Here is a 19,406-nt window from a genome sequence, read left to right on the forward strand (position 1 = left end):
TTTCTTGATATGCAACCAGTATAGCATACCTTTTAAAAAAAGAGAACAGCTAGTTTTTACAAGGGTTCCAGGGATAAGGGGGAAGTTCTCCATTGTGGACATTGTGGATAATGTGGATAACTTGGGGACAAAAAAAATAGGTGCAACAGAAGAAAATGTGCAATTGTCGGGGATTGTCGAATTTTTTAAAATTACAGCAGCGAAATTATGTAAACCAAGCTATCCACAAAAAAATCCACATGTAAAATACACGTTAATGTGCATAATCATGTGGATAATGTGGATAACTATTCTCCAAGCAGGCTTTCCCCTATTTTTACAACGTCTCCGGCGCCCATAGTTATCAACAAGTCACCGTGTATACAATTTTCTAACAAAAAGTTTTCAATCTCGTCAAAACATGGAAAATAATATGCTTCTTTGCCAAGTTCCTCTATTTTTTTCTGAAGGGTTTTGGAACTGATTCCCAGGTTATCCGTTTCACGGGCGGCATAGATATCAGCAAGCACAACTTTATCAGCCAGTGCCAGCGCTTTTGCAAAATCGTCCATCAATGCTTTGGTACGTGTATAAGTATGAGGCTGGAATACACACCAGATAGTTTTGTGGGGGTATTGATGTGCCGCGTTCAGTGTAGCAGTAATTTCCGTGGGGTGGTGTGCGTAATCATCTATAATCGTTACACCGCCGATTTCCCCCTTTTTCTGGAAACGTCTGTCGGTACCGCCAAAGTCAGTCAGTCCCTGCTGAATTCTATCCAGAGGAATTCCAAGTAATTCACCAAGTGCAAGTGAAGCCAGAGCATTGGAAACATTGTGCTTTCCCGGAACACTCAGAGTAATATGCCCAATCACTTTGCCATCTCTTACCGCATCAAAAGAACCATGGGCAAAAGCGTCATAGCTGATATTTACCGCACTGTAATGGCTGGACTTTGAAAATCCGTAGGTTACCACTTTGCAAGGCAGGTCTTTTGTAATTTCTTCATAATCGGGAATGTCCCCGTTGATGATCAGTGTGCCATCTTCCGGCAGTCTTTTGGCAAATAAGCGAAAAGAATTACGGATGTCATCCAGGTCCTTAAAGAAATCCAGATGGTCTGCATCAATATTCAGAATCAGGCTGATCTTTGGATTAAAATGCAAAAAACTGTTTGTATATTCACAGGCTTCCGTCAGAAATGTTTCAGAATTGCCGACGCGGATATTCCCTTCAATCGCTTTTAAGATTCCGCCTACGGATATGGTAGGATCGGTATCTGCAGCCAGAAGAATGTGGGAAATCATAGACGTTGTGGTTGTTTTGCCATGTGTTCCGGAAACGGCAATGGGTGTTTCGTAATTCTGCATAATCTGCCCCAGGAGTTCTGCACGGGTCAGCATTGGAATATTCTTTTGGGCTGCGGCTGCATACTCCGGATTATCCGGATGAATTGCGGCTGTATATACGACCAGATCTGTTCCATCCTCTATATTAGATGCGCGCTGGCCATAGTATACGTTAACCCCTCTATCCTCCATCCATTTAGTCAGAGGCGATTCTTTTGCATCAGAACCGGAGATTTTAAAGTCACGGTCTATTAATATAGAAGCAAGACCGCTCATGCTGATTCCTCCGATACCAATAAAGTGTACATGGATAGGCTGCTTAAAATTTATTTCATACATATTGATACTCTCCTTATGAAAATCACTCTTTCACAGGCTGTGTGAAAGGCATTCTGTCATCATTATAACCTCATATGGATAAAAATTAAAGCATTTCTTGACATTATGGGGGATTAAATTTGAGGTTTTCTGATTAAAGGACGATTTCCCGGGTTCCGGTTGCCGTTACAAAGCTGGGTTTCGCAGCATGGAGGGGACTCTATGGGAGATCTGAAACACATTCTAAAAAAACACAATATTCGACGGTATTTTTATGCATTTTTAAAACAAAACAAAGAATCATGTAAAAATATGACAAAAGATCAAAGGAAAAACAAAGGGAAAATAGCATAAATGTGAAAGAAATGTCGAATGAAAAAAGTCGCTAGACAATATTTTGAGCTATTTCTTCTAAAATGAGAGAAAAAAATTTCAAAAAATTGTAAAATATGTTCACTATTTTGGAAAGATGTGGTATAATAAAAACTAACAATTTTATTTATGAGAAAATATGATTGTTAACGGGCTATAGATGCATCTGACATCATAGTACTATACTACAGCGAGAGGTGATAGCGTGATTAAAAAAGAGATGATTGCAATGTTACTTGCAGGAGGACAAGGAAGCCGTCTGGGCGTTCTGACAGCCAAAGTGGCAAAGCCGGCCGTGGCTTTCGGCGGAAAGTACCGTATAATTGATTTCCCGCTTAGCAACTGTATTAATTCTGGGGTAGATACAGTTGGTGTCCTGACACAATATCAGCCATTGCGGTTAAATACGCATATTGGAATTGGTATTCCCTGGGATTTGGATAGGAATATCGGAGGTGTAACAGTACTTCCTCCATATGAAAAAAGTGGCAACAGTGAATGGTATACGGGAACAGCAAATGCAATTTACCAGAACCTGGGCTATATGGAGAATTATAATCCTGACTATGTTTTAATTCTGTCAGGTGACCATATCTATAAGATGGATTATGAAGTAATGTTAGATTTCCACAAAGCCAGCAATGCCGACATCAGCATCGCAGTTATGCCCGTACCGATGGAAGAAGCAAGCCGATTTGGCGTAGTAGTGACAGATGATAATAACAGAATAACGGAGTTTCAGGAGAAACCGCCAGAACCAAAGAGCAATCTTGCGTCAATGGGTATTTATATTTTCTCATGGAAGGTATTAAAGGAAGCTTTAATCGCAATGTCTGATCAGAGTAATTGTGATTTTGGTAAACATATTATTCCGTATTGCCATGAAAAGGGAGATAAGCTTGTAGCTTATGAGTATAACGGCTATTGGAAAGACGTCGGAACATTAGGTTCTTACTGGGAAGCAAATATGGAACTGATCGATATCATTCCGGAGTTTAACTTATATGAAGAGTTCTGGAAGATATACACAAGCAGTGAAATTATTCCTCCGCAGTATATATCTTCTGAGTCGGTAATTGAAAGGTGTATCATCGGCGATGGTACAGAGGTTTATGGAGAGGTACATAATTCTGTCATTGGAGCCGGGGTAACGATCGGAAAGGGAGCTGTCATTCGTGACTCGATTATCATGAGGGGAACCAAGATCGGCGATGGTGCTGTTCTGGACCGCTCTATCGTAGCTGAGAACACGGAAATCGGACAAGGCGCAGTGCTTGGCATAGGCGAAGAAGTTCCAAACAAATTAAAACCAAATGTTTATTCTTTTGGTTTAGTAACGGTAGGTGAAAATTCTTACATTCCGCCAAATGTGAAAATCGGAAAGAACACAGCAGTGGATGGAATTACAAGAGCGGAGGATTATCCGGATGGCGTACTGGAGAGTGGAGAAACTTTAGTTAAGGCAGGTGAAGCGTGATGAGAGCGATAGGAATGATTTTAGCAGGTGGCAACAGTCACAGAATGGGAGATTTATCAAATAAGAGAGCCATTGCAGCAATGCCCATTGCAGGCAGCTATCGAAGCATCGACTTCGCGTTAAGTAACATGTCTAATTCTTCTATACAAAAAGTGGCGGTATTGACACAGTACAATGCGAGATCTTTAAATGAACATTTAAGTTCTTCGAAATGGTGGGATTTTGGAAGAAAGCAGGGTGGTTTGTTTGTATTTACACCAACCATCACTTCTGATAATAGTTTCTGGTATCGGGGGACAGCAGATGCGATCTATCAGAATCTGGATTTTCTGAAGAAAAGCCATGAACCTTATGTGATCATTGCATCCGGTGACGGTGTGTACAAGCTGGATTATAATAAAGTGCTGGAATATCATATTGAGAAGAAAGCGGATATTACAGTTGTATGCAAAGATATGGCTCCAAGCGAAGATATTACAAGATTCGGTGTCCTGAAAATGAATGAGGACAGCAGAATCGAAGAGTTTGAAGAAAAACCAATGGTTTCATCCTGGAATACTGTTTCTACCGGTGTATATATTATCCGCAGAAGACAGCTGATCGAATTGATCGAAAGATGTGCACAGGAAGACAGGCATGATTTTGTAAAGGATATTCTGATTCGCTATAAGAACCTGAAGAGAATCTATGGTTATAAAATGAAAGAATACTGGAGCAACATTGCTACGGTAGAGTCTTATTATAAAACAAATATGGATTTTCTGAAACCGGAAGTGAGAGATTATTTCTTCCGTCAGTATCCGGATGTATATTCCAAGGTTGATGATCTTCCGCCTGCTAAGTATAATCCGGGCAGTGAAGTGAAAAACAGCCTGATATCCAGTGGATGTATCATTAACGGGCATGTAGAAAATTCGGTGTTGTTTAAGAAGACTTTTGTGGGTGAGAATTGTGTGATTAAGAATTCCATTATCCTGAATGATGTATATCTGGGTGATAATACATATATTGAAAATTGTATTGTTGAATCCCGCGATACCATACGGGCGAATTCTTATCATGTTGGCGAGGACAAAATAAAAATTGTTATAGAAAAAAACGAACGCTACGTACTATAACATTTTAAATTACGACTATATATGGAAAGGGGCTAAAAGACATGAATATTACAGATGTCAGGGTACGTAAAGTTGCAAAGGAAGGTAAGATGAAGGCGGTAGTTTCAATTACAATTGATGATGAGTTTGTTGTTCATGATATCAAAGTAATTGAAGGAGAAAAGGGGTTATTTATAGCCATGCCAAGCAGAAAGGCATCCGACGGAGAATATAGAGATATCGCACATCCTATTAATTCCCAGACAAGAGACCGTATTCAGGGTATCATCCTGGATCAGTACGAGGCTGTTGTAGCAGCGGAACCTGAATCGGAAGAGGCAGCTTATTAATTTAGCAACGAAGATTTCATAGAAGTAAACCAGTAGTACACAAGGTAAAAAACGAAACATTGGTTATTTGCCGCATAGTTATGCAGGCAGTACAGGAAAAGAGAAAAGGTTATGTTTATACGCTCTGCTGTGGGAGGCAGGGCGTATTTTTTGTACATAAAAAGCCCCCTGAAAATCAGAGGGCTGATAAGGGCATTATTGAAAGGATAAGAGATCGGGTTCTGTCTGTCCGATATGAAGATAAAGGGTATCTTTGTCTACCAGCGCAGTCGTTACACCCTGGCGGGAAACGCAGAATCCTGCAGCATACTGGGCGATCCTTACAGATTTCTCCAGGTCATAACCGTCGCTTAAATGGACAGCCAGTGCAGAAATAAAAGCATCGGCACCTCCGGTAGCATCCACCGCAGCGAAGTCCGCCGATGGAAAATACTTCTTCAGGTTTTCAGCCCGTACATAGCATCCGCCATGACCAAGGGTGATGATTACAACAGGCATTCCCCGTTTGTAAAAAAATTCTGCCTGCCCCTCAATGGTATCTATATGAGGGCAAAAAGTAGCAGCTTCCTGTTGGTTGGGAACAAAAATATCGGTGGTCCGGTAGAACACCTCCGGCAGCGTACTCAATGCCGATGGCTTTAATATGGTTTTCGCAGAAGACTTTTTCGCCAGGGATGCGGCTTCCATAGCGGCTTCCATTGGAATATCCATGGAGAGCAATAAGTATTCGCAGCCTTCAAATAAAGCCTTTTGTGAGCGGACATCGTCTGCGGTCAGTCTGAGATTTGCACCGGGAATATAGGTGATGGTCACTTCCCCGTCTTTTTGCACATATACATAGGCTTTTCCGGTCTGAGAACCTGAATCCTTATAAATACCTTCCGTCAGAAGATGGTTCTGGCTCATTGCATCAAAGATAAGGGATGCATCAGCGTCGTTTCCCACCTTACCGATCAGGACAGCTTCATGTCCCAGTCTGGCAGATCCCATGGACTGATTCGTTCCCTTTCCGCCGGCACAGGAGGAAGAATTGGTGATCAGGGTAGATTTTCCTGTTTCCGGAAAACCATCCACGGTAAGGGTAACATCCGTATTGATACTTCCCAGCACCACAAACTTCCGGCCCCTGCAGGATGCAGGGGTATTGAGGCTTTCTTCATGATTTAACACATAGTATGCATCCAGAGAAATTCCAGGCTTGTCATCCGAATTCTTCTCACAGATATTGATCAGTGCACGGCAGGCCTCATATCCCAGATTCCAAAAGGGAATCCGATAGTTGGAAACGGGAGGAAAGTTAATGGAAGCCATATCGTCACCGCAAAGTCCAATCAAAGAAAAATCCGATGGAATATGGTAGTGCATCTTATCCAGCTGGCTGTACAGGGAAAGGGTTTCTTCTAAGTCACTGCTCACAACACCGGTGATTCCCCCGGATGTGAGAGAAGCCATGCAGGAAGAATCGGACAGATGTAAAGCCATTCCGTCATATAGCGAAAGATGATGGTCAAAGAGGCAGTTTTTCATCCCTTCCAATACCTGCAGTGACCGGAAATTATTTTCCCGCATCAGGCAGCCTATTTTCTGATGTCTCCATTGAATCAGCTTTTCCGTACACAGGTACCCAAGTTTCTGGTAATCGATGGAATAAGTATCCACTGTAAACGGAGAATTTACATAAACCACAGGGATACCAGTATCGGTGAAATAATGTTCATGCTGCATACTTTCCTGATCTACCGGCTCCCATAACAGTCCGTCAATTTTATTTTTGCAGAGTGCGGTGATATGTTTTAACTCATCCATGGAGGAATGGCAGCTGTCAAAGATGAGGATGCTGTAACCTTTTTCCTGTGCTGCTTTTACAATTCCGTTCAGCATGGTTTTGAATCCGCTGCCATCCTGCAAAAGCACTCCCAGGAGGAATGTTTTCGCCATGGAGATATCTTTTACCGTGCCATACGGAGTGTAATTATATTCTTTTACAATTTCCAGCACCCTGTTTCTGGTGGCTGAATTAATATTCTGGTCTTTATTATTTACAATTTTGGATACCGTTGAAATCGATACGCCTGCCAAATTTGCAATTTCTTTAATTGTCATAAAACACCTCAGTCATTTTATTCCTGAATCAATTCCAGGTTTACAGATTTTTGTATTCTTGTTATGTACCTATTATGGATGATGTAAACCATTTTGTCAATTTATTTTTTGTATAAAATGCACAGGAAAACATTTTGAAAAATAGTTTTATTTAACAAAAATAAAGATTGTGGTTGACATTTGAAAATTCCGCCGATATAATGTGCTCATAAGGAAAACATTTTAAGAAAATTATTTTCCTAAAAAGGAGGAAGGAAATTATGATGGTGGACAACGGATGGCTTGCGGGACAGTTAAACAGGCCAAAAGGAAAGGTTGATGTGGTACTTGATACGGATACTTATAATGAAATTGACGATCAGTATGCTCTGGCCTATCTGATTCAATCAGATGACAAGCTGAACCTGCAGGCTATATACGCAGCACCCTTTTCCAATAAGAAATGTGAATCCCCGGGAGAGGGAATGGAAAAAAGCTATGAAGAAATTCTGAAGGTTCTCAGCTTGATGGAAAGAGAAGACTTAAAGGAATTGGTCAAAAAAGGTTCCAGCCGCTACCTGGAAAATGAAACCGTTCCGGTGCAGTCAGAGGCGGCGGAAGACTTAATTAAAAAAGCGATGGAACATACACCGATGAATCCGCTGTATGTGGTAGCTATTGCCGCCATTACCAATGTTGTATCTGCCATTTTGATGGAGCCGGAGATTAAAGAGAGAATAGTGGTGGTATGGCTTGGAGGCCAGGCACACTGGTGGCCGGATAACCGGGAATTTAATCTGATCCAGGATATAGCGGCTGCCAGAGTCCTGTTTGGCTGCGGGGTACCCCTGGTACAGCTTCCTTGCATGGGAGTGGTATCCGGATTTCGCATCAGCGGACCGGAATTAATCCATCATCTGAAGGGAAAAAATAAAATCTGTGATTATCTGGTGGATGTAACGGTTAAGGAAGCGCTGGCTGATGGGGGGAATGTGACCTGGAGCCGCATTATCTGGGATGTGACCGCTGTGGCGTGGCTTCTGGACGAGGGGTTTGAGAGGGACTGCCTGGTTCACAGCCCGGTGCCGGAATACGATGACCGGTATGCTTTTGATACTACGAATCATCTGATCAAATATGTTTATGATATTAACCGGGACTATTTATTGGCTGATTTATTTCGGAAATTAACGGGCAGTCCGTACCGGCAGTGAAGACAGGTGTTTCTATGGAACAAAAGCTTATGAATAGCGAAAACAGGAGGAAAGAAAATGAAGAAAAAGTGGATTGCAGTACTTCTTACCATATCAATGGCAGGGGGGATGTTAACAGGATGCGGCAGTGGGGCAAAAGAAGAAAAACAGCAGGCGGCAGGAACGGAAACCGGAGCAGGAGGAAATAGCGGAGAGGAAAAGAAAAACGGCGGTGTGGTTACTTTGAAGGTAGCGGCTATGGCATTTAACGACCAGTCACTGGTTGAGGATGTAGAGCAGGCAGCCAATGAAATATTAAAAGATAAAGGGGTAGCTTTGGATATTACGTTTATCAACATTGGTTCCTGGCAGCAGCAGACCAATTTGCTGCTCACCGGAGGAAGTGATACGGTGGATATTCTGCCCTGGTATGGAACGCCTCTGGCTACTTATGTAAATAACGGACAGGCGCTGGAGCTGGACGAACTGCTGGACCGATACGGTGAAGGGATCAAAAAGGAGATTCCGGAAGATATGCTGGAGCTTGGACGTGTGGATGAAAATATCTACGGCATATATACAGACAGAGAAGTGGCAAACAGCTATGGTATCTGGATGAGGAAAGATATTCTGGACGAGACGGGAATTGATCCCGCCGATATTAAAACGCTGGAAGACTGTACTGCTCTGTTCGCAAAGGTAAAAGAACTGTATCCGGATATGGAATGTTTAAGCGGGGGGCAGGCAGGAACGCTGCAGACGAATACCTGGGGCTGGGATCAGATCAGTGATGCCAATAATCTGGGCGTTATGCTGGACAACGGGCAGTCTGGAGAAATTGTAAACCTGTATGAATCCGGTGAATATGAAGATTATGTGCGGCTTATGAGAAAGTGGTATGAAGCGGGATACATCTCTCCGGATGTACTGAGCAAGAGCGATGACCCCTCCGTAACCATGAGGGCGGGCAAGCTGTTTTCTGCACTTTCCCATTTGAAACCATTGTTTGGAGAGCAGCAGGCGAGAATAACAGGATGTGAAATCGAAGTAATCGAGCTGCGTCCCGCTTCGCTGCAGACGCAGACGGTTCAGGGTATGATGTGGGGTATATCCGCTTCTACCAAACACCCGGAAGAAGCCATGATCTTACTGAATGAAATGTACACCAATCCCCAACTGGCCAATATACTTATCAATGGGATTGAAGGAAAAAGCTATATATACACAGATGATGCAAAAAAAATGGTTAACTTTCCGGAAGGCATAAATGCATCCAATACGCCGTATACTGCACAGTCCTGGATCTGGCCCAATGCTTTTGAAACTCCGGTATGGGAACCTTATCCAAAAGATTACTGGCAACAGATTGAAGATTTTAATAATACGGCGCTTCACTCAAAAGCATTGGGCTTTGTACCGGATACATCGGAGATTACCAATGAGATTACAGCCTGTACCAATGTGGTGGCAAAGTATAATCCGTCTTTAATGGCGGGAGCTGTAGATGTAGATGAAAGTCTGGCGAAATTCCGTGAAGAACTGAAAACAGCCGGAATTGATAAAATTATTGAAACGAAATCCAGACAATACGAAGAATGGAAAGCAAAGTAACAATGGAGGAAAGCGAGGAGGAGCCATGGATAACACCGCTGTTGGAAAGCAAAAGCCGAAAAAGAAAAAATTTACTGTACTCCTGAAACGCTATTGGCCTTTTTATTTGATGATGGCACCGGGACTGATATACCTGGTCATCAATAACTACCTGCCTATGCTGGGGCTGGTAGTGGCTTTTAAAAAGGTGGATTACCGTCTGGGAATCTTAAACAGCCCCTGGGTAGGGCTGGATAATTTTGAATACCTGTTTAAGACATCCGATGCCTGGATTATTACCCGCAATACGATTTGCTATAATTTTGTCTTTATTTTGCTGGGAACTGTGGTGTCCATAGCTGTGGCTGTTCTGCTCAATGAGATCAGGGGCGTTAAGAAGAAGAAAGCTTACCAGACACTGATCCTGATACCCTATCTGATTTCCACCGTTGTAATCAGTTATCTGGTATATGCATTTCTCAGTGCGGAGTCTGGATTTATCAATAATGGTATTCTGCAGAAACTGGGAATGGACCCGGTTGCCTGGTACAGTGAGAAAAAGTACTGGCCGTTTATACTGGTAATTGTGAATCTGTGGAAGGGATTCGGATACAGCTGTATCATTTATTATGCAACAATTCTGGGCATCGATGGTTCTCTTTATGAGGCGGCAGTTATGGACGGTGCCAGCAGATGGCATCGGATAAAGGATATCGTGCTGCCTTCCTTAAAGGGCACTATTATTACGCTGACACTTATGAGCATAGGCAGAATTTTCTACTCTGATTTTGGACTGTTCTTCCAGGTACCTATGAACAGCGGCCCGCTGTTTGATGTGACAAATACGATTGATACCTATGTATACCGGGGGCTGCTTCAGTTAAACGATGTAGGGAGGGCTTCTGCAGCAGGATTTTATCAGTCACTGGTAGGATTTGCAATTGTTCTTTTGGCAAATTTCATCGTTCGAAAGGTAGAAAAAGAGAATGCACTGTTTTAACTTTGACAAAGGGAGATTACTATGGTAGATAATAAAAAAGGTTTTCATATTACAATTAATATAGTCATGATTCTATTGTCGCTATGCTGTTTGCTGCCGTTCATTCTGCTGGTGGTTTCCTCTTTTACGGATGAAGCAGCGCTGATAAGGGATGGGTATTCTTTTTTTCCTAAGGCATTCAGTCTGGATGCATATCTGTATATTTTCTCAGGTTCAGCCAAGATTTTAAAGGGATACGGTATTACGGTGTTTATCTCCATTGTGGGTACAGCCATCGGGATATTGATGACAATCCTCCTTGCCTATCCCCTTTCCAGAAAAGAACTGCCGGGAAGAAACTGGATATCATTTTTCATCTTTTTCACGATGTTGTTCAACGGAGGGCTGGTGCCGTCTTATATGATCTGGTCCAATACCTTCCATATAAGAGATACTATGTGGGCGCTGCTGCTTCCCAATCTCCTTATGAACGCGTTTAATATAATTATGATGAGAAATTACCTGAAGGCAAATGTTCCCGATGAGATCATAGAGGCGGCGAAAATAGACGGAGCAAATGAGTTCAGAATACTTTTTAAGGTGGTATTCCCCATGTCGGTGCCAATGGTGGCAACCCTTGGGCTGATGGTAGGGCTGGGATACTGGAATGACTGGCAGAACGGGTTGTATTACATTGCCAGCCGTACAGAGCTATATTCCATTCAGAATATATTAAACCGTATGCTCCAGGATGCCCAGTTCCTGGCAAGCGGACAGGCAGGGGGAAATGTGGGCGAAATGGCAGCCAGTCTGCCAAGTGTGGGAATCAAGATGGCGATTGCAGTAGCTGGCATTCTTCCGGTAATGTTAATCTATCCCTTTGTGCAGCGGTATTTGGTAAAGGGGATTACGATTGGAGCCGTTAAGGGCTGAGTGCGACACGAGGTCGCATAGATGAATGTTTGGATATGCTGAAACACTGATAAACACTGGTGATTCCAGTATATTATGAACCTCTTGTTCCGTCAAGAGTAACCTAGCAACAATGTAGGATTGGTGACAATCTTTCGTTAAGCTGTTGTGACAATGAATCCCTCTAAGTTGAGCCGTGAGGTCAAGACGTAACTGTCAGCATCGGATGGTAGGGAGCTAGGTTGTGGGATAATAAGGTTAACATATGTGAACTGTTGATAAACGCCGTGATTACGAACAAGCGCAAGATGCTGAATCGCTTGAACCAAAAGGTATGCAGTCGGTTGTTCTGCTTTATCCTCGGAACACACGGACGAAGAACTGCCGGCGGAGAGACAGAACCTAAGTCATCCTGATAAGTCATCTATGGGAAACGTGGTAAGTCCAAATCGCTCTCCTTGTAAGGAGTAGGAAGTCGTAAGATGTACCGAAGGGGGTGTGGATATGAGATGGTGGAAAAAGCGAATGCCCTGTTGTAGCGGTGGGGATAGGAGCGAATGCTCTGACACGAAAGTGTGCTGACTTTCACGTAAGGTGATTGATTACCAGAGAATCGTTGCAAGTATGCAAAATTGCAATTCTGCAATAGGGGAACTTCCCAAGGGAGGAAAGCAAATGGACACGAAAAAGGTGTGTGCACCTTCCCATCCAATGTTTAGCGGCAAGGAAATAGAGCAGCATAAAGAACGGGTGAAGAAGCTCCAGATGCGTATGGTAAAGGCGATGGAGCAACAAAGATACAACAAGGTAAGAGCACTGCAATGGTTATTGACCCATTCCTACAGTGCGAAGGTACTGGCAGTCCATAAGGTGACAACCAACAAAGGGAAGGAAACACCCGGCGTTGATGGTGTTACGTGGAAAAGCCCGGAGCAGAAAGAAAAAGCGGTAAAAAGTCTGAAACGAAAGGGATATAAAGCGAGTCCATTGCGAAGAATCTATATATCCAAAAAGAATGGGAAAAAGCGTCCGCTCGGAATACCAACGATGCAGGATAGAGCACAGCAGGCATTGTATCTGATGGCGCTCGATCCAGTAGCGGAAACGATACTGGATCACGGAACCTATGGATTTCGGAAAAAGCGCAGCACAGCCGATGCAATAGAAGCGATCTTCAAAGCAACGTCGGCAAACGCGGGTTGTGCCGAGTGGATACTGGAAGGTGACATAAGATCATGTTTTGATGAGATCAGTCATGACTGGTTACTGGAACATATCCCAACTGATAAACGGATGCTGAAGGAGTGGTTGAAAGCGGGATTCATCTTTGAAGGAAGTCTGCAAGAAACGAAAAAAGGAGCCGCGCAAGGCGGGATTATATCGCCGTGTATTGCAGGACTTGCGCTTAATGGATTAGGAAGCCGGTTGGAAAAGAAGATAAAGCCAGTGCACTACGTAAAAGGTAAGTCCGTGTATTCAAAGATACATACCATTGCGTATGCGGATGATTTTGTGGTGACGGGTAAAAGCTGTGAACTGCTGGAGGAACAAATACTACCGGAAATAAGAGGATTCTTAGAAGAACGTGGATTGGAACTGTCACTGGAAAAGACAAAGATAACCCACATCAGCAAGGGATTTGACTTTCTGGGACAGAACATCCGAAAGTATAAAAAGAAGGTATTGATAAAACCGTCAAAGGGAAACGTTAAGAACTTCTTAGAACGGATCAGAGAGGAGATTCAGAGCCACAAGATGGTAAAGCAGGAGGAGCTGATTGCAATACTGAACCCAAAGATACGTGGCTGGGCGAATTACCACCGCCATGTCGTGAGTAAGGAAACATACAGCTATGTAGACTATCAGATTTATAAGTCGATATGGAAATGGTGCAGGCGCAGACATAACAAAAAGGGAAAATGGTGGATCAGCGAGAAATACTTTCACCGGGAAGGAAACCGAAACTGGATATTTGAGGCAACAACCGGGAACGAAAAGACCGTGAGGCTGGTAAGGGCAAGTGACACAAGAATCATCCGTCACAAAAAGATACAAAAAGAAGCAAACCCATACGCCGAAGAATGGCAAAGCTATTTCGAGGAACGAGAGGGGGAGCGGATGTTTGAAGGAATGTCAGGAAGAAAAGCATTAAACAATATATGGAAAGGACAAAAGGGAAAGTGCACCTTGTGTATGGAAGGTGTAGTGGTGGAAACCGGATGGAGAACACATCGAAATGGAAAAGGAAAGACAGAGATCGTCCATCCGGAATGCCACAGGAAACTACACCCGGAATTACAATTAACGTCGTCGGTTTTAGTCCTACAAGGCTAAAGCTAACAATTGCTTGAGCGCAATACGGTGAAAATCGTACGTTGCGTTCTTAGGGGGGTGAACTCCGGCGACGGAGGAGCCTACCCGATTCAGGGAAGAAGATCAGTTTGGAATTATAAGAAAAAGATAGCAGAAATGAAAGCAAATTTCTTTTCGAAAACAGTGGATAAGATAGGCTGTTAGAGGAAGAGAGGGACCTTCATTACAGCTATCTTTTTTTGTTGTATCACTTATAATTCTTAAAAAATTGCCGGATTCATAGCTGCGGAACATGGGTGTTTCTTTGTAATTCCGGTTAAAGGTAATTGTTATGAATAAAATGATCATATAAATAATAAATATTCATATAAAAACATTGAAATGAACTTAAAAATGTAGTAATATAAACATATCAAATGAAACGAACATAATAATAATGAATTATATGAATATTTTAAGGAGGAACAGTGTATGAGTAAAGTGGATGAGATCACAAGAGAGAATTGGATTTTGGGAGCATTTCCGGAATGGGGAACATGGCTGAATGAAGAAATTGATGCAGAGAAAGTGGAAAAAGGCACCGTAGCCATGTGGTGGCTTGGCTGCACCGGGATTTGGGTTAAGTCAGAGGGCAATGCAAATATTGCGATAGATCTTTGGTTTGGCAATGGAAAAAGAACAAAGAAAAAACCATATATGGATGAATACCACCAAATGAGAAATATGACTGGCGGCAGGCTGATGCAGCCAAATCTGCGTGCGATGCCGATTGTTTATGATCCGTTTGCAGTAACAACAGTGGATGCAGTATTATCTACACATTATCACAATGATCATATCGATCCTTTTTTTGCAGCGGCTGTTCTGAAAAACTGTAAAGATGACGTACCATTTATCGGGCCTTTAGAAAGTGTGAACAAATGGCTCAGCTACGGTGTTCCAAAGGAGCGCTGTAAAATTGTGAAGCCCGGAGATGTAGTGAAAGTCAAAGATGTGGAAATCGTTGTTCTTGATTCTTTTGACAGAACCTGTATCGTTACGGCTGAAAAACCGCTTGCAGGGATCTGCCCGACGGATATGGATGATAAAGCGGTTAACTATCTGATCAAAACCTCGGGTGGAAATATCTACCACAGCGGAGATTCACATTATTCTGTTTATTATGCGAAACATGGAAAAGATCATAAGATAGATGTAGCATTTGGCTCTTATGGAGAAAATCCGGCGGGAAACCAGGATAAGATGACTTCGGTAGATATTCTGAGAATGGCTGAAGCGCTGCAGACGGAAGTAGTTATTCCATTTCATTATGATGTATGGACGAATTTTAAAGCAGATCCGGCTGAAATTATGATGTTGTACAATTTCAAAAAACATGTGCTGGATTATAAGTTTAAACCATTCATCTGGGATGTTGGCGGCAAATTTATCTATCCGAACGATAAAGATAAACTGCAGTACCATTACCGCAGGGGATTTGAAGATTGCTTTACGGATGAACCGAATGTTCCGTTTAGAAGCGTACTGTAAATATAGTCTGTAAAATTACAGGATAAGTGGATATGGTAAACGATTGTATTTTGTTGTAAAGTACTATATGTGTGTATAATAGGTGCAACTAATATTTTATAAGAAACATTAGCGTAGTAAGAATATTGCGGGAAAGAAGAGAGGTAGGTAAGTATTATGTTATTAAAGGAATTAGCAGATCAGAACAGAGTATGTTTTCATCAGAAATTTGATACCTGGGAAGAGGCGGTGGCAGCGTCCTGTCAGCCGCTGCTGGCGGATGGTTCTATCGAACAGGCATATGTGGATTCGGTAATTGCATGTGTAAAGAAATACGGTCCTTATATTGTATTTGCTCCCAATATTGCAATGCCTCATTCACAGGAGGGAGCAGTAGGAGTAAATGACACGGCGGTATCCTTTATGAAAGTCGAAGAGCCGGTACATTTTGAAGAAGGAAACCCGGAAAAGGATGCCAGATTATTCTTCGTGCTGGCATCCAAAGATCATACCATGCATATGCAGAATATGGAGAAGCTTGCAAATATGCTTTTGACAGCTGATATCATGGATGCGCTTTTGGAAGTGAAAAGTGTAGAAGACCTGCTGGCATTGGATGAAAAATACTCCGGATTATAAAATTATGACGAGAAATTTGTTTTATTCAAACTGGGAAGATGCAAAGAATAAAATCCAAAACAGCGCAGGTGTGATCCTGACTCTGGGATCAGTGGAAGAACATGGATTTCACCTTCCGATGGGAACGGATACAATCATTGCGGAAGCACTGGCGGAAGAAATCTGCAGGCGCCAGAATCTGTATTTTTATCCTTGTGTTACTTATGGGCAGGTATGGTCTGCACGGGATTTTGAAGGGACTGTATCCATTTCTTCGGACTGTCTGAAAGAATATTGTGTACAGGCTGCAAAAAGTATACAAAGAGCCGGGGCGAAGCGGTTATTTATATTTTCCTTTCATAACGGCAATCATAAAGTAATTACAGAGGTACTGCGCATCTTAAAGGATGAGGACAGCAGGCCGGAGGCATACCATATATCACTGTCGGGAATCGAAAAAAACGTAGAGGATATTTTAACTACACCCCTTTGGAATGGCAAGGTGTGGCATGCAGGTGAATTAGAAACGTCTCTCATGCTGCATCTAAGACCTGAGTTAGTCCATATGGAGAAAGCCACCTGCGAATTTCCGGAAGTACCAAAGGCATATGCCCTGTCGGCGGTCCCCTGGAAAAGCTTTTTGAAATCCGGAGCATTTGGAGATGCATCCAGTGCCACGGCTGAAAAAGGCGGTCGTTTATATGAACGAATGTGCAATGAACTCAGCAGTCAAATAGAAGAAGTTATAAAAGCTATGGGAAACTGAGTAATAAAGGAGGTGGATTAGGTGGGGGATATTAAATTAATTGTCTGCGATCTGGATGGAACGCTTTTGAACAGCAAGAAGAAGATAAGCAGCTATACCAGAAAGGTACTGATGAAAACAAAGGAGCTTGGAATCCATATTTGTTTTGCGTCCGGCAGAGATGAGCAGATGATGGCAGTATATAGTAAATGCATTGGTGGATGCAGCTATATGCTTTCGAATAACGGGGCTCTGGTACGTGACACCACAGGAAACATCTTATATGAAGCAGCATTGGAGAAGCCGGATATACAACAGATCCTGGCTTTTCTTACGCAGCGGCAGATGGTTTTCATGATGTATACAGCTCAGACGATGTATTTTTCAAATGACAGTGAGAAGCTGAAAAAACGCATTACTAATTATGAAAAACTGTCTGAAGAATTGGGATATCCAATGAAACTGGCAGCAGAATCTATTACGGCAGATGATATAAACCGGAATTTTGATGATGTTGCCAAGATCGTTGTTTATGAAGACGAAGAGATGCAGATGAATGGATTTTTGGATTTTGCCAAGAATCTGGAGAATGTTCATTGTGAGTCTACCGGATATGGACTCCAGGGAGCTTTTCATAAGTCAGTTTCAAAAAGAACGGCACTCTTTAAAATTATGGAGCATCTGGGAGTTGATAAGAGACAGGTATGTGTGTTCGGTGATTATGACAATGACCTCAGTATGTTTGAATGCGCAGACCGCAGAATTGCTATGGGCAACAGTATTGGGTGTCTGAAAGAAGCGGCAAGTGAAATAACCCTGAGCAATGATGAGGATGGTGTGGCAGTTTATCTTGAAAAAGAACTGGATTTATGAAAGTAATAATTATAAATGAACGAAATGACAAAATATATGAATGTTTTGAGGGCGAAAATATCATTAAAGCATAAAATAATCATATAATAATGAAATAATCATAAAAATCAATTGACATATTTCATAAAAATAATTATAATAAGCATATAAGTTAAAGCATATTACACACGATAACGATTGTCCAGGGTGGGGCGGATAAGAGGGACGTGGAAATACGAAAGGAGAGGGATTATGCTAAACTATATTTTGGATTTACTATTGAAACAAATTTTCGGCCAGCCATTTTTACTTATGGCAATCATCGTTTTCATTGGTTACGTTGCAATGAAGCAAAAGTTCTCTAAGGCTATTACGGGGGCTGCGAAAGCTTCAATCGGTGTTATTGTAATGGGGATGGGATCGGGCGCCCTGATTGCAAATTTTGGTAAGTTACTTACAGCATTACAGAATGCAACCGGAATTCAGGGTGCGGGCCTGAATACTTATCCTACGATGACAGCAGCTTACGAAAAGATGGACAAGATTTTAGGGGATGGAACAGGAGCTTCCTGGGGGATTTATACGTTACTGGTTGCTTTTATCCTGAACCTGGTATTGGTTGCACTTCGTAAATTTACTAAGATCCGTGCCGTTTATTTAACCGGTAATGCAATGATTGTACAGGCTGGTATCAGTACTTACATTGTTTGGAGGTTCTTAGGACTTGGCATGATCCCTACCGTATTAATTGCAGCAGCAGTAACAGCATTGTACTGGGGTGTCTGTTCTACACTGCTGATTAAACCTACTCATGAAATAACAGGAGCAGACTTTACAATTGCCCATCAGCAGATGGTTGTCAGCTATATTGCATATAAAGTTGCTCCAAAACTGGGACATCCGGATAAAGACGATATTGAGAAGAAGAAAATGCCGGAATCTCTGAATTTCTTACAGGATAACGTTATTGCAACGGCGCTCGTAATGTTTATTTCCACAGCGATTATTTTCCTGGTTATCGGCGGCGACCAGATCGACTGGCTCAGAAGTGCAGACGGATTGAACCAGGGCGGACTGAAGAACAACATTGTATTCCTGGTATGGATTGGTATCACACTGACTGCAAACATCGTTGTTCTCTTATATGGTGTTCGAATGTTTGTAGGTGAATTAATGATCTCCTTTAAGGGTATTTCTGAAAAACTGCTTCCTGGTGCGGTTGCAGGTGTTGACTGTGCTGCGATATTTGCATTTGCACCGAAGTCAGTAGTGCTGGGACTCCTCTTTGGAGCATTGGGACAGTTAATCGGACTTGGCGGATTATTAATTTTTAAATCCCCGATATTCCTGGTACCCGGATTTATACCGTTATTCTTTGATAATGCTACGATCGCAATCTTTGCAAATAAGTTTGGAGGCTGGAAAGCAGCAGGCGTCATTTGTACCGTAAATGGTATTATCCAGATTTTGGGTTCGGCACTGGCGGTTCAGATGCTGCAGCTTACATGGTGGCAGGGAAGTGCCGATTATGCAACACTTTGGGTGGCAATTATTGCCATATTCAAAGGTATCGGCCATTTATTCGGAATACCGATTGCAGGTTAGTTTAAACAGGGTTAGAATAAAAAGTGACAATTATAAATAAGCAAATTGCTGAAAGGAGCAAAAGAG

Annotated in this window: 16 protein-coding genes; 14 read left to right on the plus strand and 2 right to left on the minus strand. The window is 42.3% G+C overall.

Annotated features, from left to right (window positions below; all coding sequences use genetic code 11):
- Positions 1-287: 287 nt before the first annotated feature.
- Entirely contained in the window at positions 288-1,667 is a 1,380-nt protein-coding gene (murC, locus tag CD03_RS0125220; RefSeq protein ID WP_027295990.1) for a UDP-N-acetylmuramate--L-alanine ligase, read from the minus strand.
- Between the two features lie 201 nt (positions 1,668-1,868).
- On the opposite strand from murC, the gene CD03_RS39050 reads away from it, so the two are divergent.
- From CD03_RS39050 to spoVG, 4 genes are all read left to right on the plus strand, one after another.
- Positions 1,869-2,000: a hypothetical protein gene (locus CD03_RS39050; RefSeq protein WP_255348119.1), complete on the plus strand. Its 132-nt coding sequence runs from the start codon at positions 1,869-1,871 to the stop codon at positions 1,998-2,000.
- 223 nt (positions 2,001-2,223) lie between these two features.
- Positions 2,224-3,495 carry a glucose-1-phosphate adenylyltransferase gene (locus tag CD03_RS0125230; RefSeq protein WP_027295991.1) on the plus strand — a complete coding sequence of 424 codons (1,272 nt, stop codon included), beginning with the start codon at positions 2,224-2,226 and terminating at the stop codon, positions 3,493-3,495.
- Positions 3,495-4,613: a glucose-1-phosphate adenylyltransferase subunit GlgD gene (glgD, locus tag CD03_RS0125235; protein WP_027295992.1), complete on the plus strand. Its 1,119-nt coding sequence runs from the start codon at positions 3,495-3,497 to the stop codon at positions 4,611-4,613. The genes CD03_RS0125230 and glgD overlap by 1 nt, the downstream gene beginning before the upstream one ends.
- 41 nt (positions 4,614-4,654) lie before the next feature.
- Complete coding sequence (spoVG, locus tag CD03_RS0125240; RefSeq protein ID WP_027295993.1) at positions 4,655-4,942, plus strand: septation regulator SpoVG; 288 nt, start codon at positions 4,655-4,657, stop codon at positions 4,940-4,942.
- Between the two features lie 195 nt (positions 4,943-5,137).
- On the opposite strand, the gene CD03_RS0125245 is transcribed toward spoVG, so the two are convergent.
- On the minus strand, positions 5,138-7,045 hold the full coding sequence (locus tag CD03_RS0125245) for a PfkB family carbohydrate kinase (protein ID WP_027295994.1): 1,908 nt from the start codon (positions 7,043-7,045) through the stop codon (positions 5,138-5,140).
- Between the two features lie 260 nt (positions 7,046-7,305).
- Between CD03_RS0125245 and CD03_RS34800 the strand changes: the two genes are divergently transcribed.
- The 10 genes from CD03_RS34800 to CD03_RS34805 all read left to right on the plus strand — a co-directional run bounded on the left by CD03_RS34800 (position 7,306) and on the right by CD03_RS34805 (position 19,340).
- Complete coding sequence (locus CD03_RS34800) at positions 7,306-8,238, plus strand: nucleoside hydrolase (protein WP_044289652.1); 933 nt, start codon at positions 7,306-7,308, stop codon at positions 8,236-8,238.
- A gap of 57 nt (positions 8,239-8,295) precedes the next feature.
- Positions 8,296-9,828, plus strand: a complete 1,533-nt coding sequence (locus CD03_RS0125255) for an ABC transporter substrate-binding protein (RefSeq protein WP_027295995.1) — start codon at positions 8,296-8,298, stop codon at positions 9,826-9,828.
- A gap of 25 nt (positions 9,829-9,853) precedes the next feature.
- The gene (locus CD03_RS0125260; protein ID WP_044289653.1) at positions 9,854-10,807 is read left to right on the plus strand and encodes an ABC transporter permease; all 954 of its coding nucleotides are present in this window, start codon (positions 9,854-9,856) and stop codon (positions 10,805-10,807) included.
- A gap of 21 nt (positions 10,808-10,828) precedes the next feature.
- Entirely contained in the window at positions 10,829-11,719 is an 891-nt protein-coding gene (locus tag CD03_RS0125265; protein WP_027295997.1) for a carbohydrate ABC transporter permease, read from the plus strand.
- A 654-nt stretch (positions 11,720-12,373) separates the two neighbouring features.
- Positions 12,374-14,032 carry a group II intron reverse transcriptase/maturase gene (ltrA, locus tag CD03_RS0125270; RefSeq protein ID WP_027295662.1) on the plus strand — a complete coding sequence of 553 codons (1,659 nt, stop codon included), beginning with the start codon at positions 12,374-12,376 and terminating at the stop codon, positions 14,030-14,032.
- 450 nt (positions 14,033-14,482) lie between these two features.
- Positions 14,483-15,541, plus strand: a complete 1,059-nt coding sequence (ulaG, locus tag CD03_RS0125275; protein WP_027295998.1) for an L-ascorbate 6-phosphate lactonase — start codon at positions 14,483-14,485, stop codon at positions 15,539-15,541.
- Positions 15,542-15,697: 156 nt separating this feature from the next.
- Positions 15,698-16,159 carry a PTS sugar transporter subunit IIA gene (locus CD03_RS0125280; protein ID WP_027295999.1) on the plus strand — a complete coding sequence of 154 codons (462 nt, stop codon included), beginning with the start codon at positions 15,698-15,700 and terminating at the stop codon, positions 16,157-16,159.
- A complete protein-coding gene (locus CD03_RS0125285) occupies positions 16,137-16,904 on the plus strand; it encodes a creatininase family protein (protein WP_027296000.1) in 768 nt (255 codons plus the stop codon). Before CD03_RS0125280 ends, CD03_RS0125285 begins: the two co-directional genes overlap by 23 nt.
- A 21-nt stretch (positions 16,905-16,925) precedes the next feature.
- Entirely contained in the window at positions 16,926-17,756 is an 831-nt protein-coding gene (locus tag CD03_RS0125290; protein WP_027296001.1) for a Cof-type HAD-IIB family hydrolase, read from the plus strand.
- A 231-nt stretch (positions 17,757-17,987) separates the two neighbouring features.
- Positions 17,988-19,340 (plus strand): PTS transporter subunit IIC, encoded by a 1,353-nt coding sequence (locus CD03_RS34805; RefSeq protein WP_052377974.1) that lies wholly within the window; start codon positions 17,988-17,990, stop codon positions 19,338-19,340.
- The last annotated feature ends 66 nt before the right edge of the window (positions 19,341-19,406 follow it).

Origin of the sequence: Robinsoniella sp. KNHs210 (assembly GCF_000686105.1) — a bacterium.
GTDB lineage: Bacteria > Bacillota > Clostridia > Lachnospirales > Lachnospiraceae > Robinsoniella > Robinsoniella peoriensis.

What these genes read in the sequence shown, in the direction of transcription:
- murC (WP_027295990.1), bottom strand. Translation starts at nt 1,667, where the DNA reads ATGTATGAAATAAATTTTAAGCAGCCTATCCATGTACACTTTATTGGT.
- glgD (WP_027295992.1), top strand. Translation starts at nt 3,495, where the DNA reads ATGAGAGCGATAGGAATGATTTTAGCAGGTGGCAACAGTCACAGAATG.
- ulaG (WP_027295998.1), top strand. Translation starts at nt 14,483, where the DNA reads ATGAGTAAAGTGGATGAGATCACAAGAGAGAATTGGATTTTGGGAGCA.
- CD03_RS0125265 (WP_027295997.1), top strand. Translation starts at nt 10,829, where the DNA reads ATGGTAGATAATAAAAAAGGTTTTCATATTACAATTAATATAGTCATG.
- CD03_RS34805 (WP_052377974.1), top strand. Translation starts at nt 17,988, where the DNA reads ATGCTAAACTATATTTTGGATTTACTATTGAAACAAATTTTCGGCCAG.
- ltrA (WP_027295662.1), top strand. Translation starts at nt 12,374, where the DNA reads ATGGACACGAAAAAGGTGTGTGCACCTTCCCATCCAATGTTTAGCGGC.
- CD03_RS34800 (WP_044289652.1), top strand. Translation starts at nt 7,306, where the DNA reads ATGATGGTGGACAACGGATGGCTTGCGGGACAGTTAAACAGGCCAAAA.
- CD03_RS0125245 (WP_027295994.1), bottom strand. Translation starts at nt 7,045, where the DNA reads ATGACAATTAAAGAAATTGCAAATTTGGCAGGCGTATCGATTTCAACG.
- CD03_RS0125260 (WP_044289653.1), top strand. Translation starts at nt 9,854, where the DNA reads ATGGATAACACCGCTGTTGGAAAGCAAAAGCCGAAAAAGAAAAAATTT.
- spoVG (WP_027295993.1), top strand. Translation starts at nt 4,655, where the DNA reads ATGAATATTACAGATGTCAGGGTACGTAAAGTTGCAAAGGAAGGTAAG.
- CD03_RS0125280 (WP_027295999.1), top strand. Translation starts at nt 15,698, where the DNA reads ATGTTATTAAAGGAATTAGCAGATCAGAACAGAGTATGTTTTCATCAG.
- CD03_RS0125255 (WP_027295995.1), top strand. Translation starts at nt 8,296, where the DNA reads ATGAAGAAAAAGTGGATTGCAGTACTTCTTACCATATCAATGGCAGGG.
- CD03_RS39050 (WP_255348119.1), top strand. Translation starts at nt 1,869, where the DNA reads ATGGGAGATCTGAAACACATTCTAAAAAAACACAATATTCGACGGTAT.
- CD03_RS0125285 (WP_027296000.1), top strand. Translation starts at nt 16,137, where the DNA reads ATGAAAAATACTCCGGATTATAAAATTATGACGAGAAATTTGTTTTAT.